The following is a 17,877-nucleotide window of genomic DNA, read 5'->3' on the forward strand; positions in this document are numbered from 1 at the left end:
GAAATAAAGTAAACCTATTCCCTTAAACTTTGTTCGTGACCCAACAGTGGAATCCTGGAGCCAACATGACAAAAAGACGCCTATTCGTAGTCGACGCCATGGCACTTGCCTTTAGAAGCTATCATGCTTTTCAGAGACCTTTAACCACTTCCTCGGGGCTCCCCACGCAGGCCGTATACGGCAGTCTTATGTTTTTGATGAACCTAATCGAAAAAGAGCGACCAGACTACTTGGTGATCGCTACTGACAGCCGCGAAAAAACATTTCGTCACGAACGCTTCGAAGCCTACAAAGCCAATCGCTCGGACATGCCGGAAGACTTAGCCATCCAGTTACCTCACCTATTCAAAGCCTTTGAAGCACTTGGCTGCAAGCTGCTAAAAGAGCCTGGTCTTGAGGCTGACGATTTGATCGGCTCTCTTGTGAGGCAAGTGAAGCAGGATGGACTTGAGTCGTATATTGTGTCGGGGGATAAGGACTTTATGCAGCTAGTCGATGATGCCACCTATCTCTACGCTCCTAAAAAAGGTGGAGAGTTTGTACTTTATAACGAAGCAGCAGTCATCGACAAATACGGTGTTCGTCCCGATCAGATCATCGATATGCTTGCTCTCATGGGCGACAGTGCCGATAATGTTCCCGGGGTTGCCGGCATCGGTGAAAAGGGGGCTGCAAAGCTGATTCAAAAATATGATTCCTTAGAAGGCATCTATGAAAACCTCGATGACATCACAAATAAGCGCCAGAAAAATGGATTAGAGTCATCACGAGACAGCGCATTCCTTTCTCAGGAATTAGTCACAATCAAAATAGATGCTGAACTTCCCTATACCTTGGACGATCTCTGCTGCCTTCCTGATAACGCGTTGCGAAGCGATGCTCTTCTCGAATTGACCCAAGAGCTTGAGCTGAGAACCCTGACAAAGCGTGTTCAAGATCGGCGCGAAGCTGCTAGCTCTGCGCAAGAAAAAGATTTGCCTTTCGTCCAAGATCAGGATCGCGATTCGGTAGACTATCAGCTCATCAATGAACCAGAAACAGTTCAAGAATTCCTCAACAAGCTCAAGCAACAAGATGTTTTCTGTGTGGATACCGAGACCACGGGCTTAGATATCAGCTCTGATACTCCCATCGGAATCAGCATTTCGTGGCAAGCGGAGCAGGCTTTTTATATACCTCTTAATCAGGATCAAAAAGCAGATCTCGCTCATTTAAAGCAAGAGCTGCAATCGGTATTAAGCAATCCGAAAGTGACCAAAGTTGGTCACAATATAAAGTTCGATTGGCAGATGCTCCACAACACGGGCCTCACACTTTCGGGGCCGTTTGCTGATACCATGATAGCCTCTCACATCCTTCATGCTACTGAGAGAAGCCACAGTCTTGACGCTTGTTGTGCGCGATACCTGAATTACAAAAAGATTCCAACCACGGACTTGCTTGGCAAAACAGGAACCATGGTTGACGTGCCCATTGCAGACTTAAGTCGCTACGCCTGTGAGGATGCTGACCTTTGTCTTCAGCTCTATCAGCACCTCCTTCCCAAGATCAAAGGCAGCTCACTGGAAACTATTTTTTCAGATATCGAAATGCCTCTGATTCCTGTTATTGCAAAAATGGAGCAGGCTGGAGTATACGTCGATCGCCAGAGCCTTGCGGAGCAATCGGAGGAGTTGGAGACCCGAAGCGAAGAACTCAAGAAGCAAATTTATGAACTTGCGGGTGAAGAATTTAACATTCAATCCCCAAAGCAACTCCAAGCCATCTTGTTTGAAAAGCTTGCCATTCACGAAGAGTTAGGCATCAAACGCATTAAGAAAACAAAGTCAGGTTACTCCACAGACGTAAGTGTATTGGAAAAGCTATCTGCTCACCCACTGCCAAAAGCCTTGCTGGAATTTCGCGTGGTCAGCAAGCTTAAATCGACTTATATTGATAGCCTGCCGAAAATGATAAGTGCTCAAAGTGATCGCCTCCACGCTTCGTTTCACCAAACAGGCACAGCGACAGGGCGTCTTAGTTCTTCAGAACCAAACCTACAGAACATCCCCATCCGAACCCCACTTGGTCGCCGAGTTAGGGAAGCGTTTCGGTCTCCTGAGGAGGACTGGGTGATGGTTTCCGCAGATTACTCCCAAATCGAGCTAAGAGTTCTAGCTAGCTTGTCCAAGGATGAGAACTTAAAGCAGGCCTTTGTCGATGACGCTGATATCCACACAGCCACTGCGGCAAGTATTTTCGGTGTCGATCCAGAGGACGTCAGTCACGAGCAGCGAAGCCAAGCTAAAGCCATCAATTTTGGCATCATTTATGGGATGGGCCCCCAGCGCCTAGCCCGTGAGACCGGTGTTTCCACGAAAGAAGCCAAAACCTTTATCGAGAAGTACTTTGCTAGATATCCACACATTAAAGGCTACATCGATAAATCTATAAGCTTTGCCAAGGAGCATGAGTACACTGAAACCTTGACTGGCCGTCGACGCCCCTTACCCGAAATCAATAGTAGCGATCGCCTTGGCTTGGCAAATGCCCAAAATATAGCCATCAATTCACCAGTGCAGGGCACCGCCGCTGATCTCATTAAAATTGCGATGGTGAAAATACAAAAGAAGCTGGATGATTCCCAACTCAGTGCTAAGATGTTGATGCAAGTTCATGATGAACTGGTATTTGAGTGCCCACGTAGCGAACTTGAGGCACTGCAAACAATCATTAAAAAGTCCATGGAAACAGCCATGGATATCGGTGTTCCCCTAAAAGTAGCAATTGGTTATGGCACTAACTGGTTAGAGGCTCATTGAAATGAACGAGAGGAACGAGAAGAATCTGAAAGTCATGGGGCTCATGGAGCACCTAGACGAACTTCGCGGACGGATCTTTCGTTCGCTCATTGCTGTAGTGATTATATTCGGGATCGCCTTTTCCTTCGCAAACTACATCTTCGAATTTCTTAAAGGGCCACTCGTGGCGGCCTTACCTGAAGGGTCAAATGCCCTTCATTTTACTGGCCCCATGGATGTTCTTATCGCCAATATTAAGATATCTTTTTTAGCAGCTGTCGTTGGAGCCTGCCCCTTCTGGCTATACCAATTTTGGAAGTTTTTGGAGCCTGCCCTATACGAGCATGAGAAAAAGTATGCAATTCCTTTTCTCTTCTCATCCGTAAGTCTGTTTTTTAGCGGAGTTGCATTCTGCTTTTTTGTCATTATGCCCCTTGCGATGGAGTTCTTGATCCAAATGGGTATGGAAGTGGGAACTCCCATCATCACCGTTGCCGACTATGTCTCGGTGCTCATGCTTCTGATATTCGGCTTCGGATTGGTATTTGAAACCCCTGTAATTCTAGTTTTACTAGCCCTACTTGACCTGGTCGATGCCGATATGCTAGCTGAGAATCGCAAGTTTGTCCTCGTTGGAGTGATGATTTTGGGAGCCCTTCTCACACCTCCTGATCCCATTTCTCAGATCGCCATGGGCTTACCTACCTATTTGATGTTTGAGATGTCGATCGTGATCATACGTCTCGTCAAACGAAAGCGGAAACCAGTTGAACTTGAAGTCAAAAACTAGCCTAGTCTCCTGGCTTGTCACGCTAGGTCTGTTGTTTAGTAGTCGCGCTTGGGGCAATACCGATGCCCCCTTAGAATACCGACACTCTGCTTGGAGTATTGGCCTTACCTTTAAGAATCATATTCTTCGTTCACCTCAGGAAAATAACTTTCTTGGTACAGCCGCTGCGATCCAACTCGGGCGCACCTATGTCTATCATCGGTGGATTGCCGGGCTGAGTCTCGATGTTCTTACTGGCCCTTACGAGTCACCAGAAAGGCAGAACATCGTTGTGGACTTCACAGGAACAGGTGCTTCTGGATACATTGGTTATGGCCTGAGCGGTGAACCCACACTCCAATCAGGGACTCTTGACTACGGCTTGATCTTGAATCTTGGTTACGGTGATATGATTGGAAGGTCAGTTAGCCAAAGGGTCAGAACATCGGAAGATGACGAGCCGGTCAACAACTGGGTCATGCGTATCAATGACTTTTCCATAGCACCAGCTATATTCGTTTCCTGGCTTAAGCCCGCCCGCCCCGAGGGAAACTCTCCCGAACTTCTGGTCACCCGCATCGAGGGGGTTTTTGTTCATTTTGGAGCCCTGTTTCCTATACAAACCAAGTATAAGCTCCAGTATGACCAAGGAGAGAGCACCTTCAATGACAATGGTGACCTTAAAGGCCACACCTGGTTTCTGGCCATCACTGCGCTCATTGGCGTCTAAGCATCTAAAATTATTAACCATGATTCGTGATATTTAAGTTTTTAGGAGCTACCTCCCGATATTTATCGAAGGAGCGTTCACGATGTCTGAAAATATTCTAATTAAGCATTTTAAAACCCCTATTTTTCGAAAAATCTTCCGCCACGGACACTACTTCCTTTGCGGAATTTGCCGTACGGAATATCATAACCGGGTCGATGCCAATAACTGCCTCAACCACTGCTGGTATGCACTCAAGGAACAGTACCCTCTGATCGTTGTTCGTGACTTCGTTCATGGCCGCCTGTTTCGGTGCCAGTACTGCTTTCGCCTCTACAAAACCGAAGATGCCGGCTTGGAGTGTGCACGACGCTGCACCGATGGTCGAGAAAAACGCCATGTTCAAGAACAGCTCGCTTCCGACTTGCCTATATCAGTGAAGCCAAGGCGCAAGTTCCGACTCGTGAAGATGGTACCGCAAGAAGAGACTCTTCAAGCAGCTCCTGCTCCCACTCCCCAGGCTCCACCACCACCTGAGCCAGAACCTGAGATCCCTGAAGAACCGGCTGTAAAAGAACCAACAATCATCAAGCGCCATAAATCCGAGTTTCCAAAGAATTGGATTCGAGACGGGGCTAAGTATAAATGTAAGTTTTGCAACGAACTCTACTACACGAAAGTTGAAGTTGAAAAGTGCTTCAACGACCACTTCGATGCTCAAGGTTATGAGAAATTGGAATGAAAAAAAGGAGCGCTAATAGCGCTCCTCAAATTTTGAAATATAAGATGAAAGCTAAGCCGGTCTTCGCCGCCGAGCTTCTTCAAATTTCACAATCTCAGCCGCATCGATAGAATAGGCTTCTTCCGCTTGAGCTGAGTAATCCACTTCAGGCATGGTTCGCACCGTGCCTTTATTCTTGTGGCTCTTCAATTTGTCTTTCTTTCGCTTCAATTGAGCACCCAGCTTATCGATCATGCGATCGACAGAGCCATACATGTCTTCACAGGCATGTTCGACATTAAGAGAGAAGCCATCACCGCTTACCAAGACGCAATTTGCATGTTGCAAATGGCGATCGACAGAAAATGTCACTTGAACCTCGATGGCCTTTGTCACAAATTTCTCGATCTTGGTACGCAGCTTCTCTTCAGCGTAGTCTTGAAGTGCCTGAGATGTGTCCATGTGTTTAAAGGAAAACTGGAACTGCATAGGATGCCTCCGAACAAATAATGAAAGGGCTCGCGATAAGGCTTTGAATGAATAGACAAAAAAACTATTTATTCCTCGACCTTCTCATTACTTATCGGAGATTTGGCCAGGCAGTTAATGGAAAAAACTATGACCTTTAGTCAAATCTTTAGGCCTCATAGAAGCTCGGCAATCTTGATAGTTTAGGGAATCTGGACTAAAACAAGAGCACCTGACAAATCGCATGGATTTATTCCATCCCGCACTGAGAAGAAGGTAGCGTTGGAGCAGCAAATAGAACTCACTGAAATTAAAGGTGAAATAGAAACGATCACCTACCGCAATGACGAAAACGGCTGGTCTGTCATTAAGGTTAAGTCTGATCGTGGGCTGACGTTTACCGCTACGGGCCTATTCAGCTATATCAAGGTTGGAGAGTACTTTTCCCTTAAAGGTCAGTGGGTTGAGCACAAAAGCCATGGCCGACAATTCAAAGTTGAGCTCGGGAGGCCAATCCACCCAACGACTCAGGAAGGGATCATCCGCTACCTGTCATCAGGTCTCATCAAGGGAATTGGCAAGATTACAGCCAAACGAATCGTTGAGCATTTCAAAGAAGAGACCCTAGAAATACTCAATCGCGACCCTTCGCGAATGGCCGAAGTCGATTCTATAGGCCCCAAGAAGGCCAAAACTATCGAACAGGCCTGGCGTGATAGCCGGGAGTATCGAGACGCTGAGCTATTCCTTTTTTCACACCACTTATCTCCTTCGCTAACTCATCGTATTATCAAAGCCTATCGCGGCAAAACCATTGAGATCGTTAAGGAAGACCCCTACAGGCTCAGCACGGAAATTGGGGGAATTGGCTTTCTAACTGCCGATAAGATCGCTCAAAGTATCGACTTTGATCCTGTTTCTGGTAAACGAATCAAAGCAGCAATACTCTACAGCCTTTCTCAAGCAGAAGACCATGGTCACTGCTTCCTAAGCACCCCACAAATGCTCGAAAAACTAATCCAGTTGCTAAGCTTAGATCACGACCAGCTTCATGAACTGATATTACAAGCTCTTCACGAGCTAAATCTTAAAGGCAGCTTAATCACCGAAACACGAGACGGTGGAGACATTCATTATCTCCAAGAGCTTCTGGTGGCCGAAGATACTATGGCCAAGAAAATTACGGAACTCCTCGATCAACCGTTTCACATTGATGAGCAACGGGTCGAGTCTTGGCTAAACAAGTATAGCGAACGACTCGCTATGCCTTTATCCCACCACCAGCTGGAAGCTGTAAAAGCTGCTGTTAGCCATCGGGTGTTTGTTTTAACCGGAGGCCCAGGTGTTGGTAAAACAACAACAGCCAATGCCATCATCAGACTGCTAAGTGCTATGAAGCGGTCGGTCGCACTTGCTGCACCGACTGGACGAGCTGCCCAGCGACTATCTGAAGTCACCGGCCAAGGAGCGAAAACTGTCCATCGTTTGCTTGAGTGGACCCCGCAGGACAATGGCTTCAGCCGAGACGAATCCAACCCACTTAACGCCAGCGCTATTGTTGTGGATGAAGCTTCGATGCTCGATATTCGTCTTGCCAATGCACTGGTTCAAGCGATCAGCCACCAAGCTCAAATTATCTTCATTGGTGATGTGGATCAGCTGCCATCAGTAGGCCCCGGAAACGTTTTACGAGATCTGATAGATTCACAGAAAGTTCCATTCACGCGCCTCACTGAGATCTTTCGCCAAGCCGCAAGCTCTCATATTGTCAGCATCGCCCACCAGATCAACGACGGTCAGTTTCCACAATTTCCAGATCAAGATGGAGCCGACTGCCGTATGATCGAGGTTAGTAGCGTCGATGAGATCAAGTCGATTATCTGTGACCTTGTGGGACATATTCTACCCGATAAAGGTCACTATGATAGCATCCGCGATATCCAAGTTCTCACCCCTATGAATCGCGGCGATCTGGGAACCAAAACTCTCAATCAAGAGCTGCAAGCCTTATTAAATCCTGCTGATGATCATGAAGACCAGGAGAAGAAGGTCGATAGCACCGTATTTCGCCCTGGCGATAAAGTGATTCAAGTTAGCAACAACTATGAGCTGAATGTTTTTAATGGCGACATTGGCTTCGTGCAGCATGCCGGTGTCGATGGTGGGAAAATTATCGTGAGCTTTGGTGATCGTAGAGTTAGCTACAGCAAGGAAGATGCTTACGATCTAAAGTTGGCCTATGCTATTACAATCCATAAGTCTCAAGGCAGTGAGTTTCCGGTTGTCATCATCCCGTTGGCCATGCAGCACTTTGTGATGCTGCAAAGAAACCTTATCTATACAGCGCTGACGCGGGCTCGCAAGTTTGCCATTTTTGTAGGCACTGCCCAGGCCCTTGATCATGCGATCAAAACTCAAACTAGTTTAAACCGTCAAACTCAATTGGTTCAACGCATATGTCATTACTTGTAAGAGCTATCTCCATTCGTTCCATTGGAGCCCTCTGCCTACTAACAATTGGCTTTCGGCTTCTACAAATAGCAGTTTTCCCAGTCACTCAGGATGAAGCCTACTACTTCTACTGGGCTAAGTTTCCAGACTTTGGCTACTTTGATCACCCACCATTCATTGCTTGGCTAGCGAGCTTGAGCAATATCATTCCAGGCACTCCCTGGGCAGCTAGATTAGGTGGCTTTTTACTGGCAAGCTTAATGTTTACAGTCATGATCTCACTAGCACGCCTCGCAGGACTGAAAGATCGTTCCTCGATCTACTTAGCCTTGTTACTCTCTCAGCTGAACCTTGGAGGCCTCATACTTGGGTTCATTCAAACACCAGATCTTCCTTTAGCCTTCTTTTGGCTGTTGGCTTTGCATGAAGCTGCTGTTGCGATCAAGATCGATCCGCGACGCTGGCTTACAGCAGGTGTGATGACAGGTTTGGGACTTACCAGTAAATACACCATGGCGATCATGGGTCTTGTCTTTCTCTATGCCCTCATGAGGAAACCACGAGGCCTGCTTTCCCCTTGGCCTTATCTTGGTGGACTAGCCTGCCTCATCACGTTTCTGCCTCACCTGACTTGGAACTACCAGCATGATTGGGTGAGTTTCCGGTTTCAGTTTGGTCGAGGTTTGAAGAGCGAGTATCACGTGGACACAAATATGGGGAATAAGCTTCCTAGAGCCCTTGATGCTAAGGTAGGCTCCCCGGAAGAAACCCTTGCTCGCACTTTTAAAAGGCCAGAGAAAAAGAAGGAGCCGAAACCTCCAAAGTCAAAGATTGAGAAGGCAAGCCAACGAGTGGGAAATTATATTGGAGGGCAGTTGGGACTCTGGGGCTTGATGATCTTTCCATTAGCTATCGGGCTTTGGAGAAAACGTCAAAAAAATTCACTAGACCCACATGTCAGATCCCTTCTGATTGCATCAGTGACAGTTCCTTTGGGAGTGTTCGGGATTCTTTCTCCATTTCAAAACATTGAAGCTAATTGGCCTGCAGTGTATGTGTTAGGCGCCTCGGTTCTGTTAGCTGGATCACTGAAGCTACGTCCCGCGCTTTACATAACGGGTCTTGGGAACCTTATTCTCATCGCATTACTCACCATCCATGCTCACTACCCCTTGAATAAAAGTAAAGCCCATAAGGATCGAATCCTGTATGAAACCCACGGTTATGAGGACCTTGCATCGTATCTGAAGCAGGTTCCTGGCCCCTTATTCGCCGACACCTATCAAAACACCTCTCTCATTTCGTTCTACAACCCTAGCCAAGCTGTGACGCAATGGCCTGGGATCACGCGACTCTCAGAAATGATCCGACGTCCAGAGATGATGAAAACCAGCTACCAAACAGCGCTTGAGTCAGATCAAATCTTCTTGATTACTAGCAACCGCATCCCACCCGCTATTCCTGGTTTTTCAGCTAAGATGCTGTGGGAGTTGCGAGACTGCGTTGACGGAGAGTTCCAAATTTTTAGCGCCGATGATTCAAGATACTTGGATCTATCTTGTGAAAAGGCAGTTCACCGCTGGACTTTGGCTGAGTACAAACCAAACACGCCTTAGCGCTCACATAGGGTCTTCCGATGAGACTTCAATATAACCACGGTTAATATCCTGCTGATACTTCTCCGGTAGGGCCAAGGATAACCCACTGGCTGAAAGCATTTGATGAATAGCATGCCTTGAGTAGCGAATATCGTAGCGCTTCAAGATTTTGTAAACTTCGAATATCATTTTCTCAGCATTCTTTGTGCGCAAACCACCCCGATAACGTAGCGCACGCTTGCAAATCCGACGAATTGCCGACTGCAAACGCCTTTCAGAGCACTTAATCTTTTTGAAATCTATATGTTTCATACTATATAAAATTTCCTCGCGGTCTTTGGATGCTTTCACCGCCTTTTCGCCGGTAACCATCTCATAGAGAAGCAGACCAACACAGTAAATATCTGATTGTGGGAGAATGGATGAGTCTGTAATATGCTCAGGAGAGTAATAGCCTGGTGTTCCCACCATATAATTCTTATAGTTTTCCACTTCACCACTGCACGCCAATCCGAAATCTGTGAGCAGAACTTTTCCCTGCCTTGAAATCAAGACATTTGGCGATGAAAGATCTGAGTGAATTGTATCATGCAAATGAAGATAGTCGATTCCTTGCAGAATATCGATGGTCACGGATAGGGCAACCAATGGCGGCAGCCGCTTGAAGTGCTTGATCAAACGATAAAGGGACCACCCATCAATGAACTCGGACACGATGTAGCAATTGGGCGGCTTATAATTTGCATCGATATAGCCAACGATATGCTTATGTTTGAGGCGCGAGACGATGAGCAGTTCCCGGTGAAAGATACCGAGAAACCGCTTGTTCATCTGGTACTTTTCATGCAGAACTTTGATAGCTACAGCCTGGCCGGTTTCCTCATCGATACCTTTATAAACCTTACCAAGCCCACCAGCTCCAACTTCGTAATCTATCTCATACTTTCCGATTTTTTTTTGCTGAAGTACAGTCAAAGGTTCCTCGATATGCCAGGTTCCGACCCTAACTTATCGGGCAGATCTTGGAGATTATGAGTGTTTTGGGACGCAGCCCAGGCTAAAAGCAGCTCACAAGATTCGCAAGTTAAGTTAAAATATTAAGAGATTCACAATATCTATAACCCACATGATCAAGAATCGAAAGTAAATCATCGTAAATGCTCTCTGCATAATAGCCGATTACCCCAATCACATCAGAAAAGCTCTCATAGCTGAGGCCATTTGAGAAAATATCTAAGCCAAGGACAATTTGTCCATCGCTATCGACAGACAGTTTTGCCATGCTTGTGGCATCATTCATCTCAAGCATGTGTGAGGCGATCTCAGGCCACGTATCCCAATCGATATTTAGCTTCAGTAGAGGCTGAATCTTAAAGCTCACCCATGTATCTGAGATCTCGATCAAGAGCGGATAAGATCGGTGCTCACCCTGCCAACCAGTGATAAGTTTTTGCTCAGATTTCTTAACATAGTCCCAGCCATACCGAACCAAAAAGTCTTCGAGCGCACTGCAAATGGGAAGTGACATTTAAATTGTTACCTTTACTCTATATGATTCGCATATGAGACTTTATACAAGGCTATCTAGGAAACGATAGCTCGTCAACAAGATAGACTAATTGGCGGAAGTATATTGATGGATATCCACCAGAAATTTATAGATCATCTTTTTAGTTGTGGCTACGAAGTCCAATCTGGATTTTATAAAAGGCCTGCTGCTAAAGGCGAAACCTTCTGGCGAAGGCTTCGCCCTTTAGTTCCCCAGATGCAAACTGTTGTTTATTTTCATGGCACAGGCAACGACCATCTATATGGCATGTATTCGATTTTTAAAAAGCTTCTGAAGAATGGCTACAATATATTCACAGTAGACTTGGATGGCCACGGTCAGCATTCTAAAACGATTTTGGACCCCGGTGAGCTGCATTCTGCATGTGCTGATGCCATCGATTTTTGTAAAAGCAATTTTAAAATTCAAAACGTTCACCTGATGGGCAACAGCCTAGGTGGGATGCTAGCCAGTATCGAAGCTACCAATCGGAGTGATATTGTGTCTCTCGTACTGCTTGCGGTTCCTCTTCATATCGAAGTCAACCATCAGACCATCATTCGTGAAGCTATGTCGCTCAGATACCCAGATTTTTGGGCTCAAGCCCGTCTATGGGGAAGTGCTATTATTCCGGCCTTAGGTCCTTTCAATCGCAAGCGCTTCCCGATCCGTCTAGGGGCAAGACCAGGATCAAACCATCAATTTAGCTATATCGAAGTGGTTCAGGAAGCTACTCAAGATCTAGACCTACCTGGTAACTTAGCTCGTCTAAATATTCCCTATTTGAATCTGATTGGGGAGGATGACCCTATTGCACGGAAGGACGATTGGCAGAAGCTCAATTATGAAACAATGGAGCTAAGTCTCATTCCAGCATGCAATCACTTCGTTCTACCCCTGCATGCTGAAACCTTAACACGATTGGATCAATGGTTTAGAAAGTTTTGATCGACTCGATTTCCTCGACAACTTGATGGTAGCGGGTCACCAACTTGAGCTGGCCCAAGAGCATTCTAAAATTAGAGCTTGGGTTACGACGCGCTCCTTCTACAAAAGCAATCTGCACCTCCAATGGAAGAGCAGCCAACGAGTAGACCATTTGCTCTTTGAATGTTGGCATCTGCTGCTCGATCACGCCACGGGCCATATCCGAAAGAGCGGGATTGCGCGAGACTGCAAAGCTGAAAAGTTGCCCCAGATTTGGGTGACCTAATGGCAAAGGGTTCGTCATGAAGTGACGTAGAATCACTAAACAGGTGTAGACATCGACGGTAGATTGATTGATCTGGCGAAGATCTTCGATCGTTGCCAGGCCTAGATAATCCATAAAAGGAACCGACGAATCATCTGGGTTCAGGGCGACCATAGCTTTAGCAAACTCATCGTTGCCTTTGGTAAGAAGACCCAGCTGCAAAACACTAAAAACACTGTGAACCTCGTTTTCTCGCACGGCTGTCGCCAACTCAGGATAGAGAATCCGCTGTTCCCAATTGCGAATGACGAAATAAGAGACCTCATCCTCAACAAATGACTTAACCGTTGGCGATGGTCTGACAGTTGCTAACTGCCACCCAATGACCGCAATTTCAGGAGACGGGTGTCTGGTAAATAACTTAAGTATCGCTGGCTCCAAGGTTGGCACACTCGCCTGGTAAATATGAGCCGCTCGGATAATTTTCCCGCGATCACCTTGCCTTAAACTACTCCTAAGATACAGCCGCGCCTCTTTCGCCATGGCAGGCCAACGATTGGTTTCACTTGTCACACGTTTGACATCTTTTAAGGTGGAACCCCCAAAGTCGATGGCGGCCTGAAACATCTCTGCCACCGAAGTTTCTGCTGTGATCTCAGGAGGCTGATTTTCCTCTTCCACAGTGACGCAAGATACCGCCAAGAACAAAATTGCGCCGACAAGCAACTTCACCATAATCGTTTCCCTTCTCCCATTGCTCCTACCAATCATGAATCTCCCTGGGCCTCTTGCTCAGCCATGTTATCATCGAGGTGAATTTGACAAGACTTTGCCAGTGACTCGGTCAAGTCCGTTAGGACAGTTTCCTTGTCTACCACACTCTTGGCAACTTTTATCCCGAGTTCCGACTTATTTTTAAGCTGGACAGATAAAATGTTATAATCTAAGTGAAGCTTCACCCAAGGCTGAGACTTGATTCGACAAGGGGCTGCTTTCTTACGATCCCAGTCAAAAGGAACAGCAAGGGCGAGACAGAACTTCTCAAAGAACTTTGCCGGCCAATCAACCGTCACCTTGGAATGCTTTACAAGGGAGACACCCTGCAAGAGAGCACGACTGAAGTTCAAGCTCCCCTGAAGTTTGATTATCCAGTAGACTAACGCCAGGATGCAAATGGCAGAAAACACATGAAACACCAGAGTCAAGCCAATCACTTCAGGTTTCCTTTTATGATGATCCCCGTAAAATCAAGCCAAGATAGCTTTTATGCTATCCCAAAAAGACGGTTTGATACTAGGCAAAAAACTGTTATTACCACACCTTATATTTTCACGGCAATAGCTTGCCAAAAAGGAGCACAAGCATGCCACTAAAGAGTATGACGGCATTTGGTTCAGGAGAGCACGATACCCCAGAATTCCAGTATCGTTGCGAAGTTAAAACACTTAACTCCCGATTCATCGATATCAATGTGCGCCTTCCTAGATCACTCAGCGCGCTGGAAAGCATTATCATCAGCGAGGTTAAAAACTCCTTAAAGCGCGGTAAAGTCGATATCTCATTTGACCTCACTCCAGTCAATAGCGCTGCAAGGCTTCCCAAGCTGAATGAAGATGCCGTGCATCACTACGAGTCCCTTGGTAGTAGGGTGCAAGAGATTGCCCAAGGCTACCCTAAAGAACTTAGTGTTTACGAAATTCTAAGGCTTGATGGTGCTCTTGAGTCCTATGCGAGAGAGAACGCCGATGACTTGATCGCCTTGCACAAGCCAGCAATGTTGGAGTCTCTGCGCGCAGCTTTAGCCAAGGTGATCGCAGCTCGGGAAAGTGAAGGAGCCGCATTAAAACCATCCTTGACGGAGCTTGTGAAGCAAGTGACGTCTAATCGAGAAGCGGTTGCTCAGCATACCGACACCATTCGCGAGCACCTTTTCGACAACTACAAGAAAAAGGTCGAAGGGTTTCTCGAAAAGCTCGGTGATGTAGGTACACGGGTGCAAGATGCCATGCCTGAAGATCGACTCCTTGCTGAGGTGGCAGTCATGGCAGACAAGGCGGACATTGCCGAAGAGATCACACGGCTCAGTGCCCACGAAGTTGAGTTTGCGAAGACTTTAGACTCACATGACGACGTTGGCCGAAAGCTCGATTTTCTTTGCCAGGAAATGCACCGTGAAGTGAACACAATTTCGAATAAAGTTAGCCAATTAGAAATAGCCAAGCATACTCTAGGCATGAAGCAGGCAATCGAGCGGCTGCGGCAGCAAATTCAAAACATCGAATAGTATCGAGGAGTTACTAATGTCGATCTTTGTCGTTTCCGCTCCTTCAGGGGCAGGCAAGACCACTCTCAATCGCAAACTGATTGCCAACCATCCAGACGTCGAGATGTCTGTGAGCCACACGACCCGCAGGCCGCGCCCTGGAGAAGTAAATGGCAACCACTACCACTTCATCGATCGCGACCGATTTGAAGAAATGAGCCAAAGAGATGAATTTGTGGAGTGGGCTGAGGTTCACGGAAACCTTTACGGAACCACAAAAGCTGAGTTAGATAGGATAGTTAGTGCCGGTCGTAAACCTATTTTAGAAATCGATGTCCAGGGTTGGGAAACTGCTCGACACCTTTTGCCAGATGCTGTCAGCATCTTCATCCTGCCCCCCTCTTTGGAAAGTTTATGGCAGCGGTTGGAGTCTCGGGGTTCCGATAACTTGGAAACCCGCTGGATTCGTTTACAAAATGCCTATAAGGAAATCAGCAAAGCCGAGCACTACCAGCACTTCATCGTCAATCAACAGATCGATATCGCCTATGAGGAATTGCGCAAGATCATCGTTTTAGGCGTTACTGACGATAAACACGTAGAAAATGGCAAAGAATTATGCAAAAAATTAAACGACGAATTCGAAAATGCCGATTGGATTAAGAGACTCAGAGCCGATTTAGGTTAGCTTACATCTAGGAACAAGGATTTATGACCGAGGTTAGTCAAAGCAAAGTAGAGAGCAAAACCGTACCGGTCACACCCGAGCAAGAATTCGAAGCTCTGCTCGACTCCCTAGATACCTATCTACCCGGGCAAGATCGATCTTCCGTACACAAGGCCTACGAGTTTGCCGCCAAGTGCCATTCAGATCAGACGAGGCGGTCGGGAGAGCCATATATCACCCATCCTCTCGCAGTTGCGAACATCGTTACCACTCTCAAGCTAGATACAGCATCCGTTGTCGCTGCAATTCTTCACGATACCGTTGAAGACACCAGTGCTACCATTGAAGACATTGAGGAAGCCTTTGGCACCGAAGTCGCCCACTTGGTTGATGGTCTCACCAAAATTAGCAAGATCAAGTTCCGCTCCAAGCAAGAGAAGCTTGCTGAGAACTTTAGAAAGATGATTCTTGCTATGGCAAAGGACCTTCGGGTTATCATGGTAAAACTTTGCGATCGTCTTCACAATATGAGGACCATTGGCTCTCTTCAGGAAAACAAGCGACGACGGATATCTCAAGAAACACTGGATATCTATGCGCCGCTTGCAAATCGCCTCGGTATTTACGGCATCAAGAGCGAGCTAGAGGATCTTTGTTTACGCCATCTCCGCTACGAGACCTATCAAACCATTCGTAGCAAGATCGCTGCAAAAAAATCTGTTCGCGAAAAATACATTGCCGAAGTCATCGAGATCCTTGAAACAGAGTTAAGAAAATATGGTTTCAAAGAGATTCAAGTCTATGGCCGACCGAAGCACTTTTTTTCCATTTATAAGAAAATGGTCGACCGTCGCCTCGACTTCGAAGATATCCACGACCTCTTCGCATTTCGCATCATTGTAGATTCTATTAAGGACTGCTACGAAGCCTTAGGCGTAGTTCATGCCATGTGGAAGCCAATGCCAGGTCGATTTAAAGACTACATTGCCATGCCTAAAGCCAACATGTACCAGAGTCTTCACACCACAGTCATTCGCCCCAACGGCGAACCGGCAGAAATCCAGATTCGTACCCGTGAAATGCATGAAACTTGTGAGTTTGGTGTCGCTGCCCACTGGGCATACAAAGACAAGGACAACAAGCAAGTTGGCAGTACAGACATGGAAAAGTTTTCCTGGCTTCGTCAAATTGTGCAGTGGCAAAGCGAATTAAAAGATCCAGACGAGTTTTTAGAAGCCGTAAAAGTCGACCTATTCGACGAGGAGATTTTCGTTTTCACTCCGAAAGGGGATGTCTTCTCTTTGCCCAAAAATGCTACAGCCCTAGATTTCGCCTTCTCTGTCCACTCAGATGTGGGTTTGAAATGCATCGGTGTAAAAATCAATGGCCGCATGGCTCCCATTAAAAAACGGCTTAATTCTGGTGATATTGTCGAAGTTCTCACATCACCTCACCAGAAGCCGAGCAAAGACTGGCTCAACTTTATCGCGACATCCAAGGCTCGCAATAAGATTCGCTCCTTTTTAAGGAGTGAGCAGCGGGAACGAAGTCGTAAGATTGGTCGGGATCTACTCTCTCAGACACTGGACAAAGCAGGGCTTTCTATTGAAGACTTGGAAAAATCTGGTGATACAGATAAGCTCGTCAAAGCAGCTCGGGAAAGCAATTTTGATGATATCTTGATCGGTGTTGGTTATGGTCGGCTGAATGCCAATCAGCTGATTGCCAAAGCTTTTCCTCCGCCGGAACCGAAAGAGAATATTGAAGAGCAGCTTCATCGCGACAATATTGAAACCAGAGCACCCCAATCACAAAAGCGATCGTCAAATAAGAGCCCGATTCTGGTTTCAGGTTATGACGATGTCCTTGTAACTCTAGGACGTTGCTGTCAGCCACTCCCTGGGGAACCGATCATCGGATTTATCACCCGAGGGCGAGGTGTAACCGTTCACCGCAGTGCTTGTCCCCGCGCCTTGGACTTAGATCCAGCGCGGAAGATTCAGGTGGAATGGGGCGAGAAGACAGAAGGAAACAAGTCATATCATAAGTGCTACATATCACTTCGCACCCAAGATAAACCCGGCGTGCTCGCCGAAGTAACTAGTGTACTTTCTGCCTGTAATGCTAACGTTCATAAAGCTGAGGCTAAGGTCTCGTCTGACCTTACAGGGGTCTTAGAGTTCGAGCTTGGGGTTAAGAACCTTGAGCACCTGGAAGTTGTTGTGGCTAAGTTAGAAAATCTAAAATCCGTAGTCTCAGTGAGGCGGAAGAATATCGTTAAACAGCGTCGTTTACGAAGGGGTCGACACTCATGAAAAAACTACTTTTGATTACTTGCATGCTACCTTGGTTGATGGCATTTGGTGCTAAGCACTCTAGCCTAGAAACCAGCGTCGAAAACCAAGGCCAGGACCTTACCATCAAATTCAAAATCAAAGCCAATGATGGTCTGGAGCTAACCCACCAAGCCCCGTGGTCAGTCACGATAACCGAGGCTAAAGACCTTTCATTGGAAACCAAGAACGGAAAGTTCGTCACTAAGGAGTACGATAAGGACCTGCCTGGCTTTACCCTGAAAACCAAGGCTCAGTCACAATCTGGCTCTTTTAATTACAAGATGCGAGCCTTTGTCTGCAAAAAGGACAAGACTAAGTGCTTCCCCCAGACTCACAAAGGCAAGATTGATTGGTCTGTGGCCAAAAAATAGACC

The 17,877-nt window shown here is 46.6% G+C and carries 16 protein-coding genes; 11 read left to right on the plus strand and 5 right to left on the minus strand.

The features are described 5' to 3' along the window. The first annotated feature begins 65 nt into the window (after window positions 1-65). From polA to B9N89_RS14590, 4 genes are all read left to right on the plus strand, one after another. On the plus strand, window positions 66-2,801 hold the full coding sequence (gene polA / locus B9N89_RS14575; RefSeq protein ID WP_132320840.1) for a DNA polymerase I: 2,736 nt from the start codon (window positions 66-68) through the stop codon (window positions 2,799-2,801). Window position 2,802: 1 nt separating this feature from the next. Beyond that, entirely contained in the window at window positions 2,803-3,570 is a 768-nt protein-coding gene (gene tatC / locus B9N89_RS14580; RefSeq protein ID WP_132320842.1) for a twin-arginine translocase subunit TatC, read from the plus strand. Continuing rightward, window positions 3,554-4,279, plus strand: coding sequence for a hypothetical protein (locus B9N89_RS14585; RefSeq protein ID WP_143478187.1), 726 nt, complete (start codon window positions 3,554-3,556; stop codon window positions 4,277-4,279). Before tatC ends, B9N89_RS14585 begins: the two co-directional genes overlap by 17 nt. A gap of 82 nt (window positions 4,280-4,361) precedes the next feature. Further along, window positions 4,362-5,000 carry a hypothetical protein gene (locus tag B9N89_RS14590; RefSeq protein WP_132320846.1) on the plus strand — a complete coding sequence of 213 codons (639 nt, stop codon included), beginning with the start codon at window positions 4,362-4,364 and terminating at the stop codon, window positions 4,998-5,000. 51 nt (window positions 5,001-5,051) lie between these two features. On the opposite strand, the gene hpf is transcribed toward B9N89_RS14590, so the two are convergent. Beyond that, entirely contained in the window at window positions 5,052-5,468 is a 417-nt protein-coding gene (gene hpf / locus B9N89_RS14595) for a ribosome hibernation-promoting factor, HPF/YfiA family (RefSeq protein ID WP_132320848.1), read from the minus strand. A gap of 261 nt (window positions 5,469-5,729) precedes the next feature. On the opposite strand from hpf, the gene recD2 reads away from it, so the two are divergent. Together recD2 and B9N89_RS14605 are read left to right on the plus strand one after the other, a co-directional pair. Beyond that, entirely contained in the window at window positions 5,730-7,919 is a 2,190-nt protein-coding gene (gene recD2, locus B9N89_RS14600) for an SF1B family DNA helicase RecD2 (RefSeq protein ID WP_159455380.1), read from the plus strand. Further along, entirely contained in the window at window positions 7,904-9,514 is a 1,611-nt protein-coding gene (locus B9N89_RS14605; protein ID WP_132320852.1) for a glycosyltransferase family 39 protein, read from the plus strand. Before recD2 ends, B9N89_RS14605 begins: the two co-directional genes overlap by 16 nt. Before the next feature lie 3 nt (window positions 9,515-9,517). On the opposite strand, the gene B9N89_RS14610 is transcribed toward B9N89_RS14605, so the two are convergent. Then, window positions 9,518-10,471: a serine/threonine protein kinase gene (locus B9N89_RS14610; protein ID WP_159455381.1), complete on the minus strand. Its 954-nt coding sequence runs from the start codon at window positions 10,469-10,471 to the stop codon at window positions 9,518-9,520. A 109-nt stretch (window positions 10,472-10,580) separates the two neighbouring features. Continuing rightward, the gene (locus tag B9N89_RS14615; protein ID WP_132320856.1) at window positions 10,581-11,024 is read right to left on the minus strand and encodes a YbjN domain-containing protein; all 444 of its coding nucleotides are present in this window, start codon (window positions 11,022-11,024) and stop codon (window positions 10,581-10,583) included. A gap of 108 nt (window positions 11,025-11,132) precedes the next feature. Between B9N89_RS14615 and B9N89_RS14620 the strand changes: the two genes are divergently transcribed. After that, on the plus strand, window positions 11,133-11,993 hold the full coding sequence (locus B9N89_RS14620) for an alpha/beta hydrolase (protein WP_132320858.1): 861 nt from the start codon (window positions 11,133-11,135) through the stop codon (window positions 11,991-11,993). Here the strand turns inward: B9N89_RS14620 and B9N89_RS14625 are convergent. Both B9N89_RS14625 and B9N89_RS14630 read right to left on the minus strand, forming a co-directional pair. Then, window positions 11,980-12,972 (minus strand): hypothetical protein, encoded by a 993-nt coding sequence (locus B9N89_RS14625; protein ID WP_132320860.1) that lies wholly within the window; start codon window positions 12,970-12,972, stop codon window positions 11,980-11,982. The genes B9N89_RS14620 and B9N89_RS14625 overlap by 14 nt on opposite strands. A 32-nt stretch (window positions 12,973-13,004) precedes the next feature. Continuing rightward, complete coding sequence (locus tag B9N89_RS14630; protein WP_132320862.1) at window positions 13,005-13,451, minus strand: hypothetical protein; 447 nt, start codon at window positions 13,449-13,451, stop codon at window positions 13,005-13,007. A 149-nt stretch (window positions 13,452-13,600) separates the two neighbouring features. On the opposite strand from B9N89_RS14630, the gene B9N89_RS14635 reads away from it, so the two are divergent. The 4 genes from B9N89_RS14635 to B9N89_RS14650 are packed head-to-tail and all read left to right on the plus strand — an operon-like array spanning window position 13,601 to window position 17,874. Continuing rightward, entirely contained in the window at window positions 13,601-14,521 is a 921-nt protein-coding gene (locus tag B9N89_RS14635) for a YicC/YloC family endoribonuclease (RefSeq protein ID WP_132320864.1), read from the plus strand. A 16-nt stretch (window positions 14,522-14,537) separates the two neighbouring features. Then, window positions 14,538-15,188: a guanylate kinase gene (gene gmk / locus B9N89_RS14640; RefSeq protein ID WP_132320866.1), complete on the plus strand. Its 651-nt coding sequence runs from the start codon at window positions 14,538-14,540 to the stop codon at window positions 15,186-15,188. Between the two features lie 23 nt (window positions 15,189-15,211). After that, entirely contained in the window at window positions 15,212-17,482 is a 2,271-nt protein-coding gene (locus tag B9N89_RS14645; protein WP_132320868.1) for a RelA/SpoT family protein, read from the plus strand. Then, on the plus strand, window positions 17,479-17,874 hold the full coding sequence (locus tag B9N89_RS14650) for a hypothetical protein (protein WP_132320870.1): 396 nt from the start codon (window positions 17,479-17,481) through the stop codon (window positions 17,872-17,874). The genes B9N89_RS14645 and B9N89_RS14650 overlap by 4 nt, the downstream gene beginning before the upstream one ends. Window positions 17,875-17,877 lie beyond the last annotated feature (3 nt).

This window comes from Pseudobacteriovorax antillogorgiicola (genome assembly GCF_900177345.1).
Lineage (GTDB): Bacteria > Bdellovibrionota_B > Oligoflexia > Oligoflexales > Oligoflexaceae > Pseudobacteriovorax > Pseudobacteriovorax antillogorgiicola.